We start from the raw sequence: 20744 nt of genomic DNA on the forward strand, positions 1-20744 counted from the left end.
TCCCCGGGTTTCACCAAATCCAATTTCTTTTTCCGATCACACGTCATCTCACCACACCCAAGCGCAGGTTTCGAGCCAATTCTCAATCCTGGCGCACTCCGCATCCTCCGGAAGCGGCCAAACCCCAGATTTCCAACCAGCTTTTTCATATTTCTGAACCCGATACCAAATCCAAGCTCTTTAAAAAAATAATTATCCCGTTAACTGCCGTTAGCTCCAGTTAACTCGTGTTAACTCAGGCTACCACGCATGCGTATTAAAATCTTTTCCTCCCCACCGTTCCTTAACGCCCGCCAATTTGCCGTCATATGTCGCCCGCCAACCGAGTCTATCCAGCAGGCAACCAGGTTCACAGCCGACTTCCTTAAATTCGAAGATTTCATCTCCCCCTTTCCTCTTTATATTCATAGTAACCACCATACACATGAATCATGGACATACGCTGTCCAACCGTACAACTACGGACAAAAAAGTTTATTCCTCACAATCCCTTTCATGCGAGCCACTTACCTTTTCCACCCGTCGCCACCCTGAAAAAAGTTTAGGCTACACCCTCAGAACGACGCATTAACTTCCAATCGCGCAGATGAACCGCGATTCCCTTCCCGCACCTGGGAAGCAGGTGATCCTCCGTCATGGGCTTGCCACACCCAAGTCCTCCGTCGCTTCTTCTGCCGGGTTCACCCATCAACATGTATGCCATTGGTCCGGAATTCATTTGCACCAAATCGGCACTGGACAATCTCGCCCTTCTTCCAGAGAATTCGAAACAGAATCTGGGAACCCACTTCAAGGTGAAGTGACGTCCTCACGGAGAGGTGAAACCACAGAAGCGCAAAATCATGCATGGGGCGGAGGGAGGCAACTTTTGCCAATCCCCTGCTCCTTCAATCCCATGAAATCCTTTCAATCCATGAATCGACCTATCGCCACTTTCCTGCTCGCCAGCCTATTGCTGCTATGCGCCACTCCGGGAGCTTGGGCCGAGACCAAGTACGTGAACGTCAACAACCCCACCCCATCCCCTCCCTACACGAGCTGGGCCACCGCCGCCACCACCATTCAAGATGCAGTGGATGCGTCCGTGTCATATGACGATATCCTTGTGACTAACGGCGTGTACACCACCGGGGGGCGCGCCGGCAGCCGGGTTGCCGTGACAGTGCCTTTGAACATCCGTAGCGTCAACGGCGCAGCCGTAACCATAATTAGGGGCTATCAAGCGCCCGCCACCAACGCTAGTGCCTCCTTGCGGTGCGTCTATTTGGCATACGGCTCCTATCTGACTGGTTTCACATTGACCAATGGCGTCACCACGGGCTCAGGCGGGGCCATCTTTTGTGAATCTTTTGCCATAACAGTATTCTCTTGCGTAATAGCTGGAAACTCGGCGGTGCAGTCTGGCGGAGGAGTTCAGAACGGCAACCTGAGGAATTGCACGCTGATCGGCAACTCGACGGGTGGTGATGGCGGCGCGGCTGGGAGTGCCACAATGTACAACTGCACATTGATTGGCAACTCTGCTGACTATGGCGGCGCGGCTTCGTCCTGCACGCTGAACAATTGCACCCTGAGTGGCAACTCCGCGAATTACGGCGGCGGCGCTGTCTATTCCTCCCTCTACAACTGCACAGTGACTGGTAACTCAGCTTCCCATACGGGCGGCGGAATTGCCACTTTCGGTTACGCTAACAGCGCAAACAAGAACTGCATCATCTATTACAATAGCGCTCCGAATGGCCCGAATTTCGACTCGTCCTCCATTTTGAATAATTGTTGCACGACGCCTCTCCCTTTTAAAGGTTCCCACAATATCACAATGGAGCCGCAGCTCGCCAGCTTCTCACATATCAGCGCCAACTCCCCCTGCCGCGGCGCGGGCGATTCCCCGCAAGGTGTCGATATCGATGGCCAGTCATGGCTTAGTCCCAATTCCATCGGCTGCGATGAATACATCAGCGGTTCGGTGACCGGTCTCCTGAGCGTGGCGATCAGCGTTTCCCAAACCAATGTGCCCGTCGGCCTTGGGATAAATCTAGGCTCGCTCATTTCCGGGCAGACCGCCGGCTCCAGTTGGGACTTTGGTGATGGCACGGTCGTAAACAACCAGCCTTATGCCGTTCATAGTTGGACCACACCCGGGGATTATTCCGTGATCCTGCGCGCCTGGAATGAATCCTATCCCGCCGGCATCACGGCAACAGCCGCCGTGCATGTCGTGACGCAACCAATCCACTATGTGGCCTTGGGCAACAATTCTCCCAGCGCTCCTTATGATTCCTGGGCCACTGCAGCAACCAACATTCAGGACGCCGTGGATGCCGCTATACCAGGGGCGCTGATCTTGGTGAGCAACGGTGTCTACCAGACCGGCGGACGCGTCGTTTATGGCGCGATGACCAACCGCGTGGCGGTAACAAAGCCGTTGACTCTCCAGAGCGTCAATGGCCCGGGCGTAACCACCATCATGGGCTATCAAGTCCCGGGAACTACCAATGGCAACGCAGCGGTGCGGTGCGCGTATTTGGCCAGCGGTGCGCTGCTGTCCGGATTTACTCTTTCCAACGGCGCCACGCGGAGTTTGGGTGATACTTTTTACGAGCAATCTGGTGGCGGTGTTTGGTGCCAATCAAGCAGCGCGGTGGTGTCCAACTGTGTCATTGCTGCGAACTCAGCCAGGGCGTCCGGTGGTGGGACCGAGTCTGGCACGTTCAACAATTGCGTGTTGAACGGCAATTCGGCAGTCACCAATAGTGGCGGAGCTGACTTCGCCACTTTGAACAACTGCACGATGAGCAGCAACCGGGCTGGTAACGGCGGCGCAGCTGGCTTCAGTCTGCTGAACAACTGCACCCTAAACGGCAACTCGGCCACGAACGGCGGCGGGGCTTTCAATGCCTTGCTGAACAATTGTGCCGTTATTGGCAACTCAGCCACTTACTCTGGCGGTGGTGCTTTCGGTGCTATGCTAAACAATTGCACCTTGACCGGCAACTCAGCCGATAATGCGGGTGGGGCATTTGCTGCCACGCTAAACAACAGCATCGTTTATTATAACAATGCAACGATGAGTCCGAATTTTGACCCAACCACCACCCTTAACTACTCGTGCACAACGCCGATGCCGATGGCAGGCACAGGCAATCTCACCAGCGAACCGCAACTCATCAATTCTTCGCACATCAGCGCAGGCTCCCCCTGTCGAGGTGCGGGCAGCGCCGTCTACAACCAAGGTCTCGATATCGATGGTGAACCCTGGCTCAATCCTCCCTCCATTGGCTGTGACGAATATCAAGGTGGTTTGGCTACCGGACTCTTGAGTGCGGACCTGACTCTTTCTTTCACCAACGTCTCGGTTGGTTTTGCAGTGAACCTCACAGCACTCGTTGGCGGCCATCCAACCGCTACAGTCTGGGACTTTGGCGATGGCGTCCTTGCAACCAACCAGCTCTATGCCGTCCATGCCTGGGCTGCCCCCGGAGATTACTCCGTGGTGCTGCGGGTCTGGAACGATTCCTATCCGGATGGCGTGACTGCCACAGCCATCGTGCACGTGGTGGCACAGCCCATTCATTATGTGGCCTTGACCAGCGGCGCTCCCACAATGCCCTATGACTCCTGGAACACGGCGGCAACCAACATCCAGGATGCGGTGGATGCCGCCTCAGTGCCGGGTGCACTGATCCTGGTGAGCAACGGTGTCTACCAGGCTGGAGGACGCGTGATCTATGGAGGAATGACGAACCGCATCTCCGTAACTAAACCATTGGCCCTTCTGAGCCTCAACGGCCCGGGCACGACCACCATCATGGGTTATCAAGTCCCCGGAACCACCAACGGCAATGCAGCAGTGCGGTGTGTCTATCTCTCCGGCGGGGCGGGACTATCAGGTTTTACCCTCACCAATGGTGCCACTCTAAGTGCGGGTGATGCACTTTATGAACGATCGGCTGGTGGCGTATGGTGCGAGTCAGGCAGCACGGTGTCCAACTGCATAATTGTCGGCAACTCAGCCAACTTTTCCGGCGGTGGGAATTTCTCAGGCACGTTGAACAATTGCACGGTCGGAAACAATTGGGTCGCAACTAATGGAGGCGGGGCATATTTAAGCATCCTCAATAATTGCACTGTCAGCGGCAACTACTCAGGCACCAATGGTGGCGCAGCTTGTTTTAGCTGGATGAACAATTGCATCGTGACCAACAACTCCGCTCGATACAACGGCGGCGGGACTTATTCCAGCTCACTGATCGGCTGCCTGGTGAGCAGCAACTCCGCCTTGGGCGGTGGCGGGGCCTACCGGGGCATGTTAAGCAATTGCACGATGAACGGTAACGTGGCTAACGGTGGCGGTGGGGCTTATCAAGCCACGTTGAACAATTGTACCATTAGCGCCAACTCGGCCGGTGATGGCGCTGGGACTTACGGTTGCACGGTCTTCAACTCCACGCTCACCAGCAACTCAGGCTATGATGGCGGCGGGGCTGAACAGGGCACCCTGTACAACTGCACATTGACAGGCAACTCAGCCACTTACGGCGGCGGAGCTTACCAGGCCACATTGAACAACTGTACCATAAACGCCAACTCGGCCTCCACTTCCGGCGGTGGGGCTTATTACGGCACACTGAACAACTGCATGGTAGCCGGCAACTCCTCCGCTTCTACCGCGGGTGGAGTCACCCTTTGCACGCTGAACAACTGCACTGTCACCGGAAACTCAGCACTCTTTTCTGGAGCCGGAGCTGAACAAAGTACGCTCAATAATTGCATCGTCTATTATAATAATGCGCCAACAAATTCCAATTTTGAGGGAAGCGCACTAAATTATTCCTGCACGACCCCTCTGCCGAACAGCGGTGCCGGCAATATCTCGGCCGATCCTCAACTTGCCAGCGCCTCGCACATCAGCGTCAATTCCCCCTGCCGTGCTGCAGGCAGTTCTGCCCACACCCAGGGCGTCGATATCGATGGCCAGCCATGGCTTAATCCTCCATCCATTGGCTGTGATGAATACCAAAGTGGTTCGGTGACCGGACTCTTGAGCGCGGCCATTACTCTTCCTTACACAAATTGCTCGACAGGTTTTATCCTGAATTTGGGCGCGATTATTACCGGACAGGTCAGTGGCTCCAGTTGGGATTTTGGAGACGGCGTGATAGTGAGCAATCAGCCCTTTGTCTCCCATGCTTGGACGGCAGCGGGAGATTACTCGGTGGTGCTGCGGGCCTGGAATGAAACCTACCCTTCAGGCGTAACAGCAACGACTGTCGTTCACGTGATCGCGCATCCAACCTGCTATGTGGCCATTAACAGCATTACGCCCAGTGCGCCTTACAACTCTTGGTCCACGGCTGCTAACAACATCCAGGATGCCGTGGATGCAGCCGCTCCAGGGGCCCTGATCCTGGTCAGTAACGGTATGTACCAAACAGGGGGACGTGTGGTCTATGGTGCCATGAGCAATCGGGTGGCGGTCACCAAACCATTGACCCTGCTTAGCGTCAATGGCCCAGGCGTGACTACCATCTCAGGATATAACACCTACGGTGATGCTGCCGTGCGATGCGTCTATCTGGCCAGCGGTGCAGTGTTGTCCGGTTTCACGTTGAGAAATGGCGGCACACGCGCCGCAGGTGATATTAACCAGGAGCAATCAGGCGCTGGGGTGTGGTGTCAATCGCTTGGCACAGTCGTGTCGAACTGCGTGATAACTGGTAACTCGGCTGCCAATTATGGCGGGGGAGCTTACCTTGGTGTGTTAAACAACTGCAGCCTCAGTGGCAACAACGCCAATTATGGCGGCGGCGCTTCCTCTGCCACATTGAACAACTGTATTGCCATGAACAACTCTGCGAGTTACGGCGGTGGAATATCCTACGGAACCGTAAACAATTCCCTACTGGCTACGAACGGCGCCGTTGCGGGCGCTGGAGCTTATGGAGGTCTGTTGAACAATTGCCTAGTGAAGGGTAATAGAGCCTCAAACTCTGGCGGCGGCACATCGGGTGGCATCCTTGAATAACTGCACGGTAAGCAGCAATTCCGCCACTTACTACGACGGCGGAAGCAGTGGTGGTACACTCAACAATTGCATCGTCTATTTTAATAACGCTCCGAGCGGTGCGAATTTTGGCTCCACTCCCACCTTCAATTACTGCTGCACAACACCTCAGCCTGCAAATGGCACAGGCAATTTCACCAGCGCTCCAGCGTTTGTGAACCCGGCCGTCGGTAACTTTCACCTCCAGTTTAATTCCCCCTGCATCAATTCCGGCGTCAATACCTTTGCTCCCGGCACGGTGGACTTCGACGGCAACCCTCGCATCCGCGGTGGCACCGTGGACATCGGGGCTTACGAATTTCAATCCCCTACCTCCACCATCTCCTATGCCTGGCTTCAGAATTACGGCTTGCCAGCAGATGGTTCGGCGGATTTTGCGGATGCAGACCTCGACGGCATGAACAACTGGCAGGAATGGCGCGCAGGCACCAACCCATACGATGCCGCTTCCCTGCTTAAACTGTCCACTCCCTCGCGCTCTGCAGGACAAGTTACTCTCACATGGACCAGCGTTGCCAACCGCAGCTACTTTGTGCAGCGAGCCACCGACCTAAACACGCCCACCTCTTTTTCAGTCATCCAAGCCAATATCCCGGGATTGCCCGGCACCACCTCTTACACCGATGCCACCGCCCCTGCGTCCGGCCCTGTCTATTACCGCGTGGGTGTGCAGTAACCGGCAGAAACAGTCAATGACCGGAAATGTCTCGCACGGCTTTTCAGAACTGGTTCGGTCAGGCCTTTCCTCCACCGGCTATCGATCATTCTGCCGCTTCGGCTTGATATATGTGCCCGGTTTCAATTGTAAAATCTTGCCTCAGGCTAGGCCAGATTCGTCGGCACAAATGGCCCGTACAGCCGATGCATTTGCTCCGTCGGAAAATACCGGCCAGGACATGCCGTTCGCCCCGGATCAATCTCCCTGTGCACCGCAAAACGTATCTTCTTTCCCACAACTTCGGACCGCAAATAATCCATCAACTCTCGAAAAGCCATCAACTGGTTCCGTGTCGGCTTCGTCTCCTCAAAATTCCCAACCAGACAAATTCCGATACCCACCTCATTGATTTCCTCCCGATGCACATGTCCGCCCTGCAACTGTTTCAACCACCTCGGCCCCATCTCAATCTCCCCATCTCCAGAATCAATTCCGTTGCCGATCACGAAATGATACGCCAGGCCGTTCTCCATGCCACGCTCCCGATGTGCCCGATCGTAAATGGCCGCATTCCCATTCTTGATCGCACTATGATGCCCGACAATCCACTGCCAACGCCCTTGTTCCACCGAAAGCTTCCTAGTCCGCTCACGAACATGTTTGGTAAAACGAACCGAATTGCCAGGCTTCCCTTTTGCGTAAAGGTCTCCTCTCGACGCGAACGCGAGGCCGGCCACGCCGAAAAATTTGAGAAAGCCACGCCTGGAAGTCAGGAGAGAAAAATGGTCGGCTAAAATGCCAGTTTGCACCCTGTCATTTTTCATATGGCGCACTCTGGCCGCGACAACTCACCTTGTCCAGAACATTTGCCATACACGGTCAGGCCGAATGGCTGTTTATTCATATGGACTCAGATGTTTGGTGCGCCCGACGTCACGCCCTCCAACTTTCTCCCGCTCACTTCCGGGCCACCGCCGTCCGTTCCAGCCATCCGCCTCCCAGCGCCTTATAGAGCGTAATGAAGTTGGAAAACCGGGCCAATCGTGACTGCAATAAACTCTGCTGCGCCGAGTATAAATCCTGTTGCGCGGTCAAAACGGTGAGATAACTATCCACGCCCTGCCGATACCGCCGATCCGCCAGCAAATAACGCTGCTGTTCCGCCTTTACCTGGGTTTCCTGCGCTTGAATTTGATCCTCCAACATCGCCCGCGCCGTCAAAGCATCCGCCACTTCACGAAACCCATTCTGAATCGACCTCTGGTACTGCGCCACCTCGATTCGCTTGGTGATTTTTGCCACGTCGAGTTCGGCCTTGTTTCTGCCGCCGGTGAAAATAGGCACCGTGATCTGCGGCGAAAAGCTCCAGGCGGCCGCCGGACCTTTAAAGAGATCAGTCAGTTGCAAACTCGCCCCACCCGCCGCGCCGGTCAGTGTCACCCTCGGGAAAAATGCCGCCCTGGCTGCGCCAATATTCGCATTCGCTGCCCTGAGCTGATACTCCGCCTGCACAATATCCGGTCTGCGTTGCAGTAAATCAGATGGCAATCCCTCGGGCAAATCGTTCGCGAAATTTTGCGCGTCCAATGCCCTGCCCTCCGGCAGGTCTGCCGGAATAGGCTGTCCCACCAGCACTTCCAGCGTATTCACTGCCTGCGCCCTCAATCGCATATAGGCTGCCACATTCGCCTTCGCCGAGCCCACCTGTGCCTCCGCCGACCTCAAATCCAGTTCAGACGCCACACCCGCCTCAAAGCTGCGCCGGTTTAATTCGTAGGATGATTGCACCGCGTCCAGTGTCTGGCGGCTCACCACCAGTTGCTCGTCCAGTTCGCGCTCGGTAAGATATTGAATCGCCACCTGCGCCACCAACGAGATTTGGACGCTCTGTCTCGCTTCCTCCGTGGCAAAATACTGTTCCAACGCTTGCCGGCTCAAACTCCGCACCCGTCCGAACAAATCCAGCTCGTATGCCGTTGTGCTCAGATTCGCAGTATACTGGCTCGCCGTAATCGCCCTGCCATTAAATGAAAACGCAGCCGGTGTACGGGCTCGCGTAAATCCGGCGCCAGCGTCGATGGTCGGAAATAATTCGGACCGTTGTATCCGGTACTGCGCCTGTGTCTGCTCCACATTCAACGCTGCAATCCTTAAATCCAGGTTGTTCGTCAATGACAACTGTATCAGCTGTTGCAAACGCGGATCGCTGAAAAAATCCCGCCACCCAATGTCTGCCGTTGCCACTCCCTTTCCGGCCTTCGCGTCCAACCCGCTGGTGCTGGCCCCCTTGACATAGGCCGGACCGCTCGGCCAATTCGTCGAAACCGGCGCAGTTGGACGTTCGTACTTCGGAATCATGGTACAACCCACTAATCCCATTGAAGCGGCTAAAACATACAAAACAGATTTACGCATGAGAATTGCCCCCTTTACCACTGGATGAGTCTGTCGTCGTGATCGCAATCGGTGCGACCACCGCCTTGCCAACATGCACCTTGCCCTTGAATATCCGTCGCACAACTACGAAGAACACCGGCACCATGAAAATCGCCAGCACCGTCGCGGAAATCATACCGCCAGCCACCCCCGTCCCGATGGCGTGTTGGCTCGCTGATCCTGCCCCATGGCTCAAAGCCAGCGGCATCACCCCCAGCACGAACGCCAGGGAGGTCATCAAGATCGGACGCAATCGCAAATGAACCGCTTCCAATGTCGCCTGGATCAAGCCCATGCCCGCCGCCTGCAAATCCTTGGCATACTCAATAATCAGAATCGCGTTTTTCGTCGATAACCCGATGGTGGCCAGCAAGCCAACCTTGAAATAAACGTCATTCGGCAATCCACGCATCGTTGCCGCCACCAACGCCCCCACAATTCCCAACGGCACGACGAGCAACACCGAGAATGGAATCGACCAACTCTCATACAATGCCGCGAGACATAGGAATACAATCAGCAGCGACAAGGCATACAACGCCGGCGCTTGCGAACCGGATAGTCGTTCTTCGTACGACTGTCCCGTCCATTCATAGCCAATCCCCACCGGCAGTTGCTTCGCCATCTCCTCCATCGCCTTCATCGCTTCCCCGGAACTCTTCCCCGGTGCCGCCGTGCCGACGATTTCCATCGATGCCAATCCGTTATACCGCTCCAGTCGCGGTGACCCGTAAGTCCACTTCAAAGTCGCCAGCGCGGAAAGCGGCACCATCGTCCCGCTCCTGTTCCGCACGTACACCTTGTTGATATCCTCTGGTTGCATGCGATACGGCGCGTCCAACTGCACAATCACTTGCTGCACGCGATTCCCGTTCACGAAGTTGTTCACATAGAAGGAACCAAAATTGGCCTGTAACGTCGTATTGATGTCCGCCAATGAAACTCCCAACGCTCCGGCCTTGGCTTCGTCAATATCGATCTTCATCTGCGGCGTATCCTCCAAGCCCTGCGGACGCACTCCTGCGAGCAATGGATTCTTGGCCGCCATCTGCAACATCTGGTTGCGAGCCGCCATCAACGCTTCATGTCCCAACCCTGCCTTATCCTGCAACTGGAAATCGAACCCGCTCGCATTTCCCAGTTCAGAAATCGGCGGTGGATTCAGCGGAAAGATGATCGCATCCTTCACCGCCATCAGCGATCCAAACGCCCGCCGCACCACGCCCGATGCCGAATGTTCCACTCCCACGCGCTGCCGCCAGTCTTTCAATCGCACAAACGCCAGGCCGTTGTTCTGGCCACGTCCGCTGAAACCAAACCCGGCCAGTGTGATGAGGCTGTCTGTCTCCGGCTGCTTGAGATAATAATCCTCAGTCTTCTTGAGCACCTCGAGTGTTCGTTCCTGCGTTGCTCCCACCGGCAACTGGATGCTCGTGAGGATATAACCCTGATCCTCTTCCGGCAGGAAGGACGAAGGCAGCTTCACATACAACATCGCCACCGCCACCAGGATCACTCCGTAAAGCAGCAGGTAAGCTGCCGCATGCCCCAGCATGCGCGCCACGATGCTCTGATATTTCCTACTGCTCGCCGCAAAGCCTCGGTTGAACCAGCCGAAAAATCCTTTCTTTTCATGATGATGCCCCTTCTCCACCGGCTTCAACAATGTGGCGCACAATGCCGGCGTCAACGACATTGCCAAAATCACCGAGAACACCATCGATGCCACCAGCGAAAGTGAGAACTGACGATAAATCGCTCCCACCGAGCCACCAAAGAATGCCATCGGAATGAACACCGCCGTCAGCACCAACGTGATGCCAATCAACGCCCCGGTAATCTGACTCATCGCTTTCTTCGTGGCCTCCTGTGGCGAAAGTCCCTCTTCGCTCATGATGCGCTCCACGTTTTCCACCACGACAATCGCATCATCGACCAGCAAACCAATCGCCAGTACCATGCCGAACATCGTCAACACATTGATGGAGAATCCAAAAGCCGACATCGTGGCAAAGGTTCCCAACAACGCCACTGGCACTACAATCGTAGGAATCAACGTCGCCCGGATGTTTTGCAAAAACAGATACATCACCAAAAACACCAGCACGATGGCCTCCACGAGAGTCTTGATCACTTCTTCCACCGAGATGCGCACGAACGCCGAACTATCGTAGGGAAAATCGACCTGCACGCCTTGTGGAAAGAACTTCGCCAACTCCTTCACCTTTTCCCGCACTGCATCTGCTGTCGAAAGCGCGTTCGCCGTCGGCGTCAGTTTGATCGCCACCGCCGCCGATGGACGCCCATTCACGCGCGCCTGCGTCCCATAGTCTTGGCCTCCCAATGAAACTTTCGCCACATCCCGCAACAACACGCGCGATCCATCCGCATTCACGCGCAACTGAATCCTTCCAAATTCCTCCGCCGTCCTCAATGTGCTGCGTCCCTGCAACGTCACGTTGAGTTGCTGTCCCTCAATCGCCGGTCTGGATCCCAATTGACCAACCGGCACCTGTATGTTCTGCGCCTGGATGGCATTGATGACATCGCTCGCTCCCAGGTTGAAACTGTTCATCTTGTCCGGGTTCATCCAGATGCGCATGGCATACTGGCTGCCGAACAAATTCGCTTCGCCCACTCCGGTCACACGTCGGATCGGATCAAGCACATTCGCCGCGATGTAATTGCCCAACGCAATTTCATCCATGCTCCCATCGCCGGTGGATAGCGTGAAAAACAGCAGGAAGTTGCGGGTCGCCTTCGCCACCGTGACACCTTGCTGCTGCACCGAAGCCGGCAGACTCGGTGTCGCCAATTGCAATTTGTTCTGCACCTGCACCTGCGCGATGTCCGGGTTCGTGCCGGGCTGAAAATAGAGTGTGATGGTCGACTGCCCTGCCGCTTCACTGGTCGACGACATATACAACAACCCATCAATGCCGTTCATCTGCTGCTCAATGACAGATGTAACCGTGTCCTGCAAAGTTTCAGCCGAAGCCCCCGCATAAATCGCCGTCACCGACACTGAAGGCGGGGCGATGTTCGGATATTGTGCGACCGGCAATTTGGTAATCGCCAACCCGCCCATCAACATGATCAGGAGCGAAACGACCCAGGCAAAAACCGGACGATCAATGAAAAATTTAGCCATGATGAAAAGCTTCCTTAGTTGGCTTTGGGAGTCGTCTGCGCGCTCGCTTCCTGCTTTTCAGATTCAACAAAAGGAACGGTCTTAACCGTCGCGCCCGGACGCACCTTTTGCACTCCTTCGACAATCACGCGATCTCCCGCTTTCACTCCGCTGCTAACCACCCACTTATCACCCACTGCCGTCTCGGCTTGCACCAACCGGCTTTGCACTTTGTTATCCGCATCCACAACCAATACTGTCGCCGTTCCGTTCGGGCCACGTGCCACCCCTCGTTGTGGCACCGTCAGCGCTTCATTATTCACGGCCTGTTCCAATCGCGCCCGCGCAAACATCCCGGGCAGCAGCATCCGCTCAGCATTGGGAAATTCCGCGCGCAAGGTAATCATCCCCGTGGTCGGATCGACCGAAATATCAGAGAACATCAGCTTTCCCTCGTTTGCGTAGGTGGTGCCATCTTCCAACAACAAGCTGATCTTCACTGCCTCTGGAGATACACTCTGCAAATTGCCTTTCTTCAGCGCCTGCCTCAACCGCAGCACGTCGGTGCTCGACTGCGTAAAATCAAAATAAACCGGGTCCATCTGTTGAATCACGGCGAGTTCCGTCGCTTCGTTCTGCCCTACTAGCGCCCCTTCCGTTACCTTCGCCTTGCCGATCTTTCCGGAAATCGGCGCCGTAACTTTCGCGTAACCCAGGTTCAACGAGGCCGTCTCCAACGCCGCCTTCGCCGCCAGCACCTCCGCTCCGGCCTGCTCCGCCGTCGCGACAGCATCCACGTAATCTTGTTTGCTCACCGCATTGAACTCCACCAGGTTTTTGTAACGATCCGCCTTCGCCTGCGCCTGGGTCAGGTTGGCTTCCGCCTTCGCCACATTTGCCTTGGCACTGTCATAAATGGCATGCAGCGGTGCCGGATCGATCTCGAACAGCACGTCTCCCTCGTTCACATCGGCGCCTTCTTTGAAAAGTTGCTTGAGCAAAATACCGGCCACCCGCGCCCGCACCTGCGCCATCCGAACCGCATCAATTCGTCCCGGCAACTCCGTCGTCACCGGCACCGCTTCGGACTTCACCGTCACCACCCCCACCTCCACCGGCGGCCCCTCGCCTTGCTTTTGACTTGCCGCCTCGTTGTGACTGCAACCGGTCATCGAGATCACGGCCAACAGGCAGAGACCAAGCGAACGAAATACTACTTTGGATGAATGCATATTTTAGGATTTTGAAGATGAAGATGGAAGATGCGCCCGAACACCCGCAGCCGCGAAAGTGATAAGACGTTGAATCTGCTCCTCGATATCAACGCAATTTTTGACCCAATTCGGGGCAAGCTGATCCATGGTCAGAAGACAGTGATGCAACGCCCCCACGGTAAAATGCAGTCGCCAGAAAACATCATCTCCAGCCAGCGAGGGAACCGCGCGCTTCATGGCGGCATCAAAACGTTCCATCAATGGCTGAAATTGTTTCAGCATAAATTTTTCCAGATTTACATTCGGCTCAGCGAGACAGCGTCCCATCAATTTGCAAAAATTAAGCCCGCCTTGCTCAGGATTCTGCGCCTGTTCGAAAGCCGGCCTGATGAAACTGTCCAGCACCTCCTCAACCTTCAAAGGCTTCCTGCCTGTCGCTTTCTCCAAAACGTCCAGTTGCGCCAGTCGCGCCCGGTTCAAAGGCGTCAACCGTCGCTCAAACACCTCCGCAATCAAGGCTTCCTTGGTGCCAAAGTGATAATTGATCGCACCCAGGTTGACTTCCGCCGCCTGCGTAATGTCGCGAACCGACACCGCTTCCAAGCCCTTCTCTGCGAAGAGCCGCTCGGCAGTGTCGAGCACCCGCTTACGGGTTTCTGAATGGGATTCGCTCCCACCACCGACGCTGGCATGCTTTAGCTGAATTCTGACATTCATACGAACGTATGAAACATACGTATGAAATATTTTGGGTCAATCTTTTTAATTCACCTGGTTATTTGCCCGCTCTGGGTGATTCTCCTCCTGAACAATTCTGCCTGCGCACGCGTCTTCTCAATCGTGATGTCGAATATTTTATCCTTGTCCTCCTGCGCCTCTCCCCTTATGGGGTTTCAGCGATTTATAACCATGAGTGACGCGAAGTATTTAAAAGGCTCCTGCCAACACTGCGATAACCACATCGAATTCCCCGCTGAAGCCGCTGGTTCAGTCGTCGATTGTCCCCATTGCGGCAACCACGTCCGCCTGGTCGCGCCCGCCACTCCCATAACAAAATCCGACACGCCCGTTTCGCCCGACCTCGCCCCCCGTAAAAGTTCCCGGCTAATCGCTCTTTCTGGCATCCTCGGTGCACTAATCTTTTTGGTTGTCCTCGTGATTGGCTGGTTTATGTGGAAGCACCGGCAAACCACCACCACCCCCGTCGCGCCTGCGGTCGTTGCCACCGGTTCAAACGAAGCCAGTTCAACTGCCACTGTCCCTGGCCCGGAAACCAATGCGATTTCAAATCCCACGGTCATCAATAAAAAAGCCAAATCCATTTCGGATCTCACCGTCGGCGAAATCAAACTCGAAAAAACCAAGGGCAGCAGCCTCGTCTATGCCACCGGCACCCTCAAAAATGATTCCGACTACCAACGCTTCGGCGTTCGTCTTGAACTGGATATCCTCAATGCCAACGGTAAAAACCTTGGCACCGCACAGGATTACATCACCGTCATAGAACCCCGCCACGACTGGCAATTCCGCGCCCTCGTAGTCGATTCCAAAGCCACCTCTGCAAAGGTCCACTCGATCAAGGAAGAGGAATAATCGCGCCTCTCAGTTTAAAATGCACGCGCCGCCTTCAGTATGGAAGGCGGCGTTTACGCAGATTCACTTATGACAGGATTGCGAAGCTCTCAGTCCTCTTCTTCTTCATCATCTTCGTCCTCATGTTCATCTTCCTCTGCACCAATTGCGAGATGATCACCGCGCGCTCTTCAACTCGGCAACAGCTTTGGACACATGGGCGGGAGCATAGCCTTTTGTCTTCGCAATAATGCTGCCGAACCAGACCCAAAAGGCGCAGCACAGCAACAGAATCGGCCAGCGGGTTAGTCGCGAAGCAATCATGAAGCACCAAAGCGTCACGAAGGTAATGAACACTTCAACGATCAGGAGATAAAAAATTTCTGGGATTGGATGATGAAGCAACTGCCACAGTTGCGTTTTATCGTAACCATGCCGGTTCAGAACCCATACCGACTGTATGCAGGCGGCAAGCAAGGAAACAAAGAGCGACATCGCTCCGACAGAAACAAGTTCCCTCCAGCATAAAGCTCTACGTCGACTCGATTGGCTGCCATCCATTTGCCATAAGACTGAGCTTTTGGCCCGGCGTTGTCAATCTGGCCATGACTCAGAATGATTAGGAAATCTTCACCACTATCTTCCCGAAATGCGCTCCGGTTTCCATGTATTTCAGCGCTTGTGGTAATTCCTCAAAACGAAACACCTTGTCCACCACGGGACGCAACTGGCTCTGTTCAATCGCCCGGTTCATCGCTTCAAACATCTCGCGTGACCCAACATAAATGCCCTGCACCCGCACACTCTTCATCAAAATCGGAATGGGGTTTACCTCACCTCCGCCGGTCAACACGCCAATCAACGCAATATGTCCGCCCGCGCAAACTGCTCGCAACGATTTCGCCAATGTCCCCGCGCCGCCCACTTCCACTATATGGTCCACGCCCGTCTTGTGTGTAAGTCCCCGCGCTTTCTCCTCCCAATCCGGTGTCGTTTTATAGTTGATCAACTCGTCCGCACCCAACTTCTTCGCCCGTTCTAATTTGTCATCACTGCTCGAAGTAATAATCACCCGTGCGTTGTGCAACTTCGCAAATTGTAACGCAAACAATGAGACCCCGCCTGTCCCCTGCAACAGCACGGTATCTCCTGCCTTCACCCGGCCCGAAACCATCACCGCATTCCACGCCGTCACTGCTGCACACGGCAATGTCGCCGCTTCCTCATCGGTCAAATGCTTTGGCACCTGCACCAACCCATCCTCGTCAAACAGGACATACTCCGCAGCTACCCCATTAATTGCACCGCCTAAAGCCGAGTCCGCCACTTCGTCACTCACACCTCCGGCGAGCCAGCGCTGCATAAAAATTCCACACACCCGATCTCCCACCTTCACGCGCTTCGCTCCCGGCCCAACCTCCACCACCTCGCCAACCCCATCTGACAAGGGAACAAGTGGCATCTTCAGCTTGGGATTATAATGCCCCTTCACCATCATCAAATCGCGAAAGTTCAGCGAGACTGCCCGCATCTTCACCAATGCCTGTCCTGCCGCAGGTTTTGGCATGGGCCGTTCCGCCATTGCCAACGATTCCAATCCAAATTTTTGAATCTCAAAAGCCTTCATGGTTCCCTTTCTTCCAATGTGGTTGACTACTGCCGCCGGTAACTTTCAGCAGGAACAGACAAACAGCAAATGAAAAGGAGTTCTCATGCAGACGGGATTCAACCGCGCCTGATTAATCGCTTCTCCAATATTTGTTCTCCTGCTATCTCTCTCACTGGCATGTCACAGTACAAAAACCATCTCGATCAGCCAATCAGCTTTCCCCTGCCGAACTGGCAGGCGCCGCCATATCCTTTGCGCGAACCCATGCAAGGCCGCTTTTGCCGTTTGGAGCCACTTAATCCCGATCTTCACGGCCCTTCCCTCTTCGCGGCTTGCTCGCTTGACCTGGAAAACAGGATGTGGACCTATCTCCCTTACGGTCCCTTCGAAACATTTGAGGCCTACCACAACTGGATGGTCGCCACTTACACGGGCAACGACCCGCTCTGTTTTACTATCATTGATCAAAAACTCCACCGCCCGGTCGGCATGGCCGCTTATCTCCGCATTACACCCGCCGCTGGTTCCATCGAAGTCGGTCACGTACAATTCTCTCCTCTTCTGCAACGCACTCCCGCCGCTACCGAGGCCATGTATCTCATGATGGAGCGTGCCTTCTCTCTCGGTTACCGTCGGTACGAATGGAAATGCGACACTCTCAATGCTCCGTCCCGCGCAGCCGCACAGCGTCTCGGTTTTCAATTCGAAGGCATCTTTCGCCAGGCCGTGGTCGTTAAGGGGCGCAACCGCGATACCGCCTGGTTCTCCATCATTGATTCCGAATGGCCCATCCTTCAGCAAGCCTTCACGCGTTGGCTTAATCCCGACAACTTCGACCAGCAGGGAAATCAAAAAAGCCGGTTGTCAGACTTTCAACAGGCTACAGGTTAACTTGCTGTCCTGCCAATGACGCTCTGCATTGGAGAGGGACCCACCCCAGACCAGCGGCCCGGGCATTGCTTGCCTTACCGCTGCACTTTGGTCCCAAGCTCACAAAATCTTCATCGGCACAACTGTATAAAGTTCTTCTCGAGACCTTTTTCCCGTCTTGCCTTGTGAGTAAAAATGAAAAGTCTCGTCTATGCTTGAATCAATTTTCCAAGTTTGGCGTGTTCCGCTCCCATGATAAATTATCGTGCCGTCACCTTTGGTGATGACGGTCTCCACAAAATCACTTTGTAAAAAATTTTCCCATGAAAACGCGACCGACTTCCCATCCGCCGACTTCACAGCCTTGATCTCCAAAGGTGGTGCCAGTTCCAACTCGGAGATCTGCTCCGGATTCTCAGCCGCGCGGCCATAGCCTGAATCCTCTGTCCAACCCTGCTTGTAATGACTCGCGCCTGTCTTAAATGCTGTCGTGCATCCCAAATATTATAATTCGTATTCACCTCCAGGATTTGTGCCAGTTTAATTGCGACCGCGATTGCACCCGCGTTTTGAGATGTATCGGCAGGCCGGTTTCCATGCGCTGGCAAAAAATCGAAAAACTCCAACCCCGGGCCATGCGTGCATTCGTTTTTGCCTTCTCCACCGCCAACCACGATCGCGGAAAATAAACGCGGAGGCGTATCTTTATACGCACTTTTCTCTCCTGCCGACAATGCACTGGAATTGTGTGCGAGGACCACCGCGATGCCATTCACCACCGCTCTGTCCCATTCCTCCTTGAAGTCATACAAGCCGTTCGTTTCCGCGCGAGGCGCGAGCACTGTCATTAAGTTGTATCTCCTTTCAATCGCCTCCGAGACAATCGATTTGTAATCCGGCACTCCTTTCACCACCTCGACAGGAGGAGCATTTGTGATGGGCTTAATGCTCGGAATGCGCGACCTGAACTCCAGGTCGCATTTCCATCTCGGCATGGCTTCCCGAAAGGCTTTGTAACCTTGCCGCAGGAACAAATCATCGCGTGTCAGCGTTCCCACGATGAGACAGCTCAGGTCTGTGTGATTCGCCAGTCCCGTAACCCGCCGACTGTTGAAAGTTTCCATTCTGGAAGTCTCTCCCGATTTATTTTTGGACCAGAACTTGAATTCTTCATCCCCTCCTTATCGCTGACCCAGGTAAAGTTAGTGCCGTGCTTCGTAGATAATTTGACCATTCTTGCGCGCGATTACCGTGGCCGCAAAATCGCTCTGCAAAAAATTCCTCCAGGTAAACTTCACCTTGCGATTATCAGGCGATTTCGCCCCCCAAAATCCAACCGGCGCTCCCGGAAAAAGGTTCGTGACGACCGTGCTTTCATTCACCCGGCCAAAGCCTTCTGCCTCCGACCAACCCTGCGCAAAACGGCTGCCTGCCTGTCGCAAATGCTCACGGGCATCCCAAATGTTGTACTCCGAATGCGCATCCAAAATCCTGGCAAATTTCGCTGCCACGGCCTGGTTGGCCCAGCTTTCAGCCGCATCCTCAAACTGCCCGCCGGAAAATGACTTCGGCAAAGCATCGTAAAGTTCAAGGCTCTCCCCATGGCTGTAATAATTCACGGTGGTGCCCCCACCCACGGCCACAGCGGCTTTCAATCCTACAGGATCATTATACCTTACATGGGTGTTGTTATAATGCGGCGCAAACGGCATCATGCCGTTGTCCACTGCCGCCCCCCAAAAAGCCATTGATTGCCCCGCCGCCATGTTTTGCATCACAATCCTATAACCAAGCCGATGTGTTCCGATATACCTGAACAATTCTTCAAACGACGTGGTTTCCGGGTTCATCCCCAGTTTCTTCATCAAGTCCCACGATAGATCACACGTCCACCCTTTCCTGGGATCATTCTTCAGGTTTCCCATCAGTTTAAGAAAATTATCCTTTGCTCCCTCCGGATGAGTCGGACCTCCATTAGGATCCTTCAAGGGCAGACCTCTTCCCAGAACGAGTGCTTTCCTTGAACTATGAACTGCGTTTGTTGAGATGCCTTTTACAGAAGCAGCGACAATCCCGTTCACTGCAAACAACGATGCAATGACCAGCCACAGTAGCTTGCCAAAGACCGCCCGGCAGCGGGTACTCGTTCGTTCTGCTCTGTTATTTTGCATTAACTTGAAGTTCTAGATGGGCCAGACCTTCCCTTTTGGCCATTCAATTGGCATACCGTCATTACCCAGCATTTTCTGAAAATCACTCAAATGTTCATCGCTATTGCGAACTTCTCTCGGCATCCGGTGTTGCTTCAAACAAAATGCCACCAACATCCCTGCTGATTCCCCAATGTTCCATTCCACCGGGTGCGATCGATAGCAACCGTTTGTAATATGCGTTACTCCCAGGTTTTTGCAGGCTGGAAGAAGGTTCTCCATCCGTTGTGGAATGAGTGCACCCAATGGAATTTGGAAAGGCACCGTACTCAGGTAAACGCCGGCATCCCCGGAACTCGTAGCATGCACATCGATGCGGTAGCTTCCAATGCCCACCGAATCCTTGAAGGGTGCTGCGGTCACTTGCTCTCTATTCAACCCGGTTTCCAGCATTCGCGCAAGTGTTGCCACGTGTTGCTCCAGAATCGTAAATTCCGCCCGTATGCGACGGCTTTCGCGAATGTAGGGATACTTTGCCAATCCATCCTCTGTTCCCACAATCTTCGACCTCAGCCGTAATCCCTTCCAGCCAGGCCGAACGGTTTGTACATAAAGTCCAAAAAATTCCCAATAGAAAGCCTCTTTCGAGAATGGAACACGTGACTTTGGAGATGCCTTGCTCGGTCCCTTGCGTCAGAGCCAAAGGAAAAGCCGGACCAATTGAGTAAAGGAGGAATGGGAAGTCGAGATCGACCCGTGTGGTGACAGGCAGGGTTAAGTCCACCCCATGCGTTAGCGACGGCTCCTGTGCATGATACATCCGCGCTGGAAGGGAGTTTTGATCAAATGGAAGTTGCCCGGAGAGGACCATGGCCAGAATTGCAAACGCTCTGAGTGCCTCCAATGCATAGGTACGACCTTGGGAGGTGCGCTTCGGAGTGGTAATCTCGTTTGCAACAACCGGTCGCGGTACTGATGGAACTAAGTCAGGCATTTTACAACCCGACTAGTTAGCCTTAATCACACGCGATGAATCAATCA

Annotated in this window: 15 protein-coding genes and 2 pseudogenes; 5 read left to right on the forward strand and 12 right to left on the reverse strand. The window is 54.4% G+C overall.

What is annotated here, in order from left to right; translation table 11 throughout:
* Positions 1-240: 240 nt before the first annotated feature.
* On the reverse strand, positions 241-408 hold the full coding sequence (locus tag CFLAV_RS35385) for a hypothetical protein (RefSeq protein WP_160164463.1): 168 nt from the start codon (positions 406-408) through the stop codon (positions 241-243).
* Between the two features lie 505 nt (positions 409-913).
* On the opposite strand from CFLAV_RS35385, the gene CFLAV_RS02505 reads away from it, so the two are divergent.
* Positions 914-6025 (forward strand): beta strand repeat-containing protein, encoded by a 5112-nt coding sequence (locus CFLAV_RS02505; RefSeq protein WP_160164464.1) that lies wholly within the window; start codon positions 914-916, stop codon positions 6023-6025.
* Positions 6018-6740: a choice-of-anchor Q domain-containing protein gene (locus CFLAV_RS02510; RefSeq protein WP_150107241.1), complete on the forward strand. Its 723-nt coding sequence runs from the start codon at positions 6018-6020 to the stop codon at positions 6738-6740. The genes CFLAV_RS02505 and CFLAV_RS02510 overlap by 8 nt, the downstream gene beginning before the upstream one ends.
* Positions 6741-6886: 146 nt before the next feature.
* Here the strand turns inward: CFLAV_RS02510 and CFLAV_RS02515 are convergent, their stop codons facing one another.
* The 5 genes from CFLAV_RS02515 to CFLAV_RS02535 form a co-directional block, all read right to left on the reverse strand.
* Positions 6887-7546, reverse strand: coding sequence for a peptidoglycan recognition protein family protein (locus tag CFLAV_RS02515; RefSeq protein ID WP_007413029.1), 660 nt, complete (start codon positions 7544-7546; stop codon positions 6887-6889).
* Positions 7547-7679: 133 nt separating this feature from the next.
* On the reverse strand, positions 7680-9137 hold the full coding sequence (locus tag CFLAV_RS02520; protein ID WP_007413030.1) for an efflux transporter outer membrane subunit: 1458 nt from the start codon (positions 9135-9137) through the stop codon (positions 7680-7682).
* Positions 9130-12309, reverse strand: a complete 3180-nt coding sequence (locus CFLAV_RS02525) for an efflux RND transporter permease subunit (protein WP_007413031.1) — start codon at positions 12307-12309, stop codon at positions 9130-9132. Before CFLAV_RS02525 ends, CFLAV_RS02520 begins: the two co-directional genes overlap by 8 nt.
* 14 nt (positions 12310-12323) lie before the next feature.
* Positions 12324-13520 (reverse strand): efflux RND transporter periplasmic adaptor subunit, encoded by a 1197-nt coding sequence (locus CFLAV_RS02530; protein WP_007413032.1) that lies wholly within the window; start codon positions 13518-13520, stop codon positions 12324-12326.
* A 3-nt stretch (positions 13521-13523) separates the two neighbouring features.
* Entirely contained in the window at positions 13524-14219 is a 696-nt protein-coding gene (locus CFLAV_RS02535) for a TetR/AcrR family transcriptional regulator (protein ID WP_007413033.1), read from the reverse strand.
* Positions 14220-14227: 8 nt separating this feature from the next.
* Between CFLAV_RS02535 and CFLAV_RS02540 the strand changes: the two genes are divergently transcribed.
* Positions 14228-14419: a hypothetical protein gene (locus CFLAV_RS02540; protein WP_007413034.1), complete on the forward strand. Its 192-nt coding sequence runs from the start codon at positions 14228-14230 to the stop codon at positions 14417-14419.
* A complete protein-coding gene (locus tag CFLAV_RS02545; protein WP_007413035.1) occupies positions 14412-15095 on the forward strand; it encodes an FxLYD domain-containing protein in 684 nt (227 codons plus the stop codon). The genes CFLAV_RS02540 and CFLAV_RS02545 overlap by 8 nt, the downstream gene beginning before the upstream one ends.
* Before the next feature lie 156 nt (positions 15096-15251).
* Here CFLAV_RS02545 and CFLAV_RS02550 read toward each other — a convergent pair whose 3' ends face one another.
* The gene (locus tag CFLAV_RS02550; RefSeq protein WP_150107242.1) at positions 15252-15635 is read right to left on the reverse strand and encodes a hypothetical protein; all 384 of its coding nucleotides are present in this window, start codon (positions 15633-15635) and stop codon (positions 15252-15254) included.
* 58 nt (positions 15636-15693) lie between these two features.
* Complete coding sequence (locus CFLAV_RS02555; RefSeq protein WP_007413037.1) at positions 15694-16701, reverse strand: zinc-dependent alcohol dehydrogenase family protein; 1008 nt, start codon at positions 16699-16701, stop codon at positions 15694-15696.
* Positions 16702-16860: 159 nt separating this feature from the next.
* On the opposite strand from CFLAV_RS02555, the gene CFLAV_RS02560 reads away from it, so the two are divergent.
* Positions 16861-17574, forward strand: a complete 714-nt coding sequence (locus CFLAV_RS02560) for a GNAT family N-acetyltransferase (RefSeq protein WP_040546651.1) — start codon at positions 16861-16863, stop codon at positions 17572-17574.
* A gap of 335 nt (positions 17575-17909) precedes the next feature.
* Here the strand turns inward: CFLAV_RS02560 and CFLAV_RS02570 are convergent, their stop codons facing one another.
* The 4 genes and pseudogenes from CFLAV_RS02570 to CFLAV_RS37805 form a co-directional block, all read right to left on the reverse strand.
* Positions 17910-18677 carry a hypothetical protein gene (locus CFLAV_RS02570; protein WP_007413039.1) on the reverse strand — a complete coding sequence of 256 codons (768 nt, stop codon included), beginning with the start codon at positions 18675-18677 and terminating at the stop codon, positions 17910-17912.
* Between the two features lie 78 nt (positions 18678-18755).
* Positions 18756-19724: a hypothetical protein gene (locus CFLAV_RS02575; RefSeq protein WP_007413040.1), complete on the reverse strand. Its 969-nt coding sequence runs from the start codon at positions 19722-19724 to the stop codon at positions 18756-18758.
* 12 nt (positions 19725-19736) lie between these two features.
* A pseudogene (locus tag CFLAV_RS02580) lies at positions 19737-20318 on the reverse strand (FAD-dependent oxidoreductase); the annotation flags it as partial.
* A 31-nt stretch (positions 20319-20349) separates the two neighbouring features.
* Positions 20350-20697 (reverse strand): annotated as a pseudogene (locus tag CFLAV_RS37805) (DUF5009 domain-containing protein); the annotation flags it as partial.
* Between the last annotated feature and the right edge of the window lie 47 nt (positions 20698-20744).

This window comes from Pedosphaera parvula Ellin514 (genome assembly GCF_000172555.1).
In the GTDB taxonomy this organism is placed as follows: Bacteria; Verrucomicrobiota; Verrucomicrobiia; order Limisphaerales; family Pedosphaeraceae; genus Pedosphaera.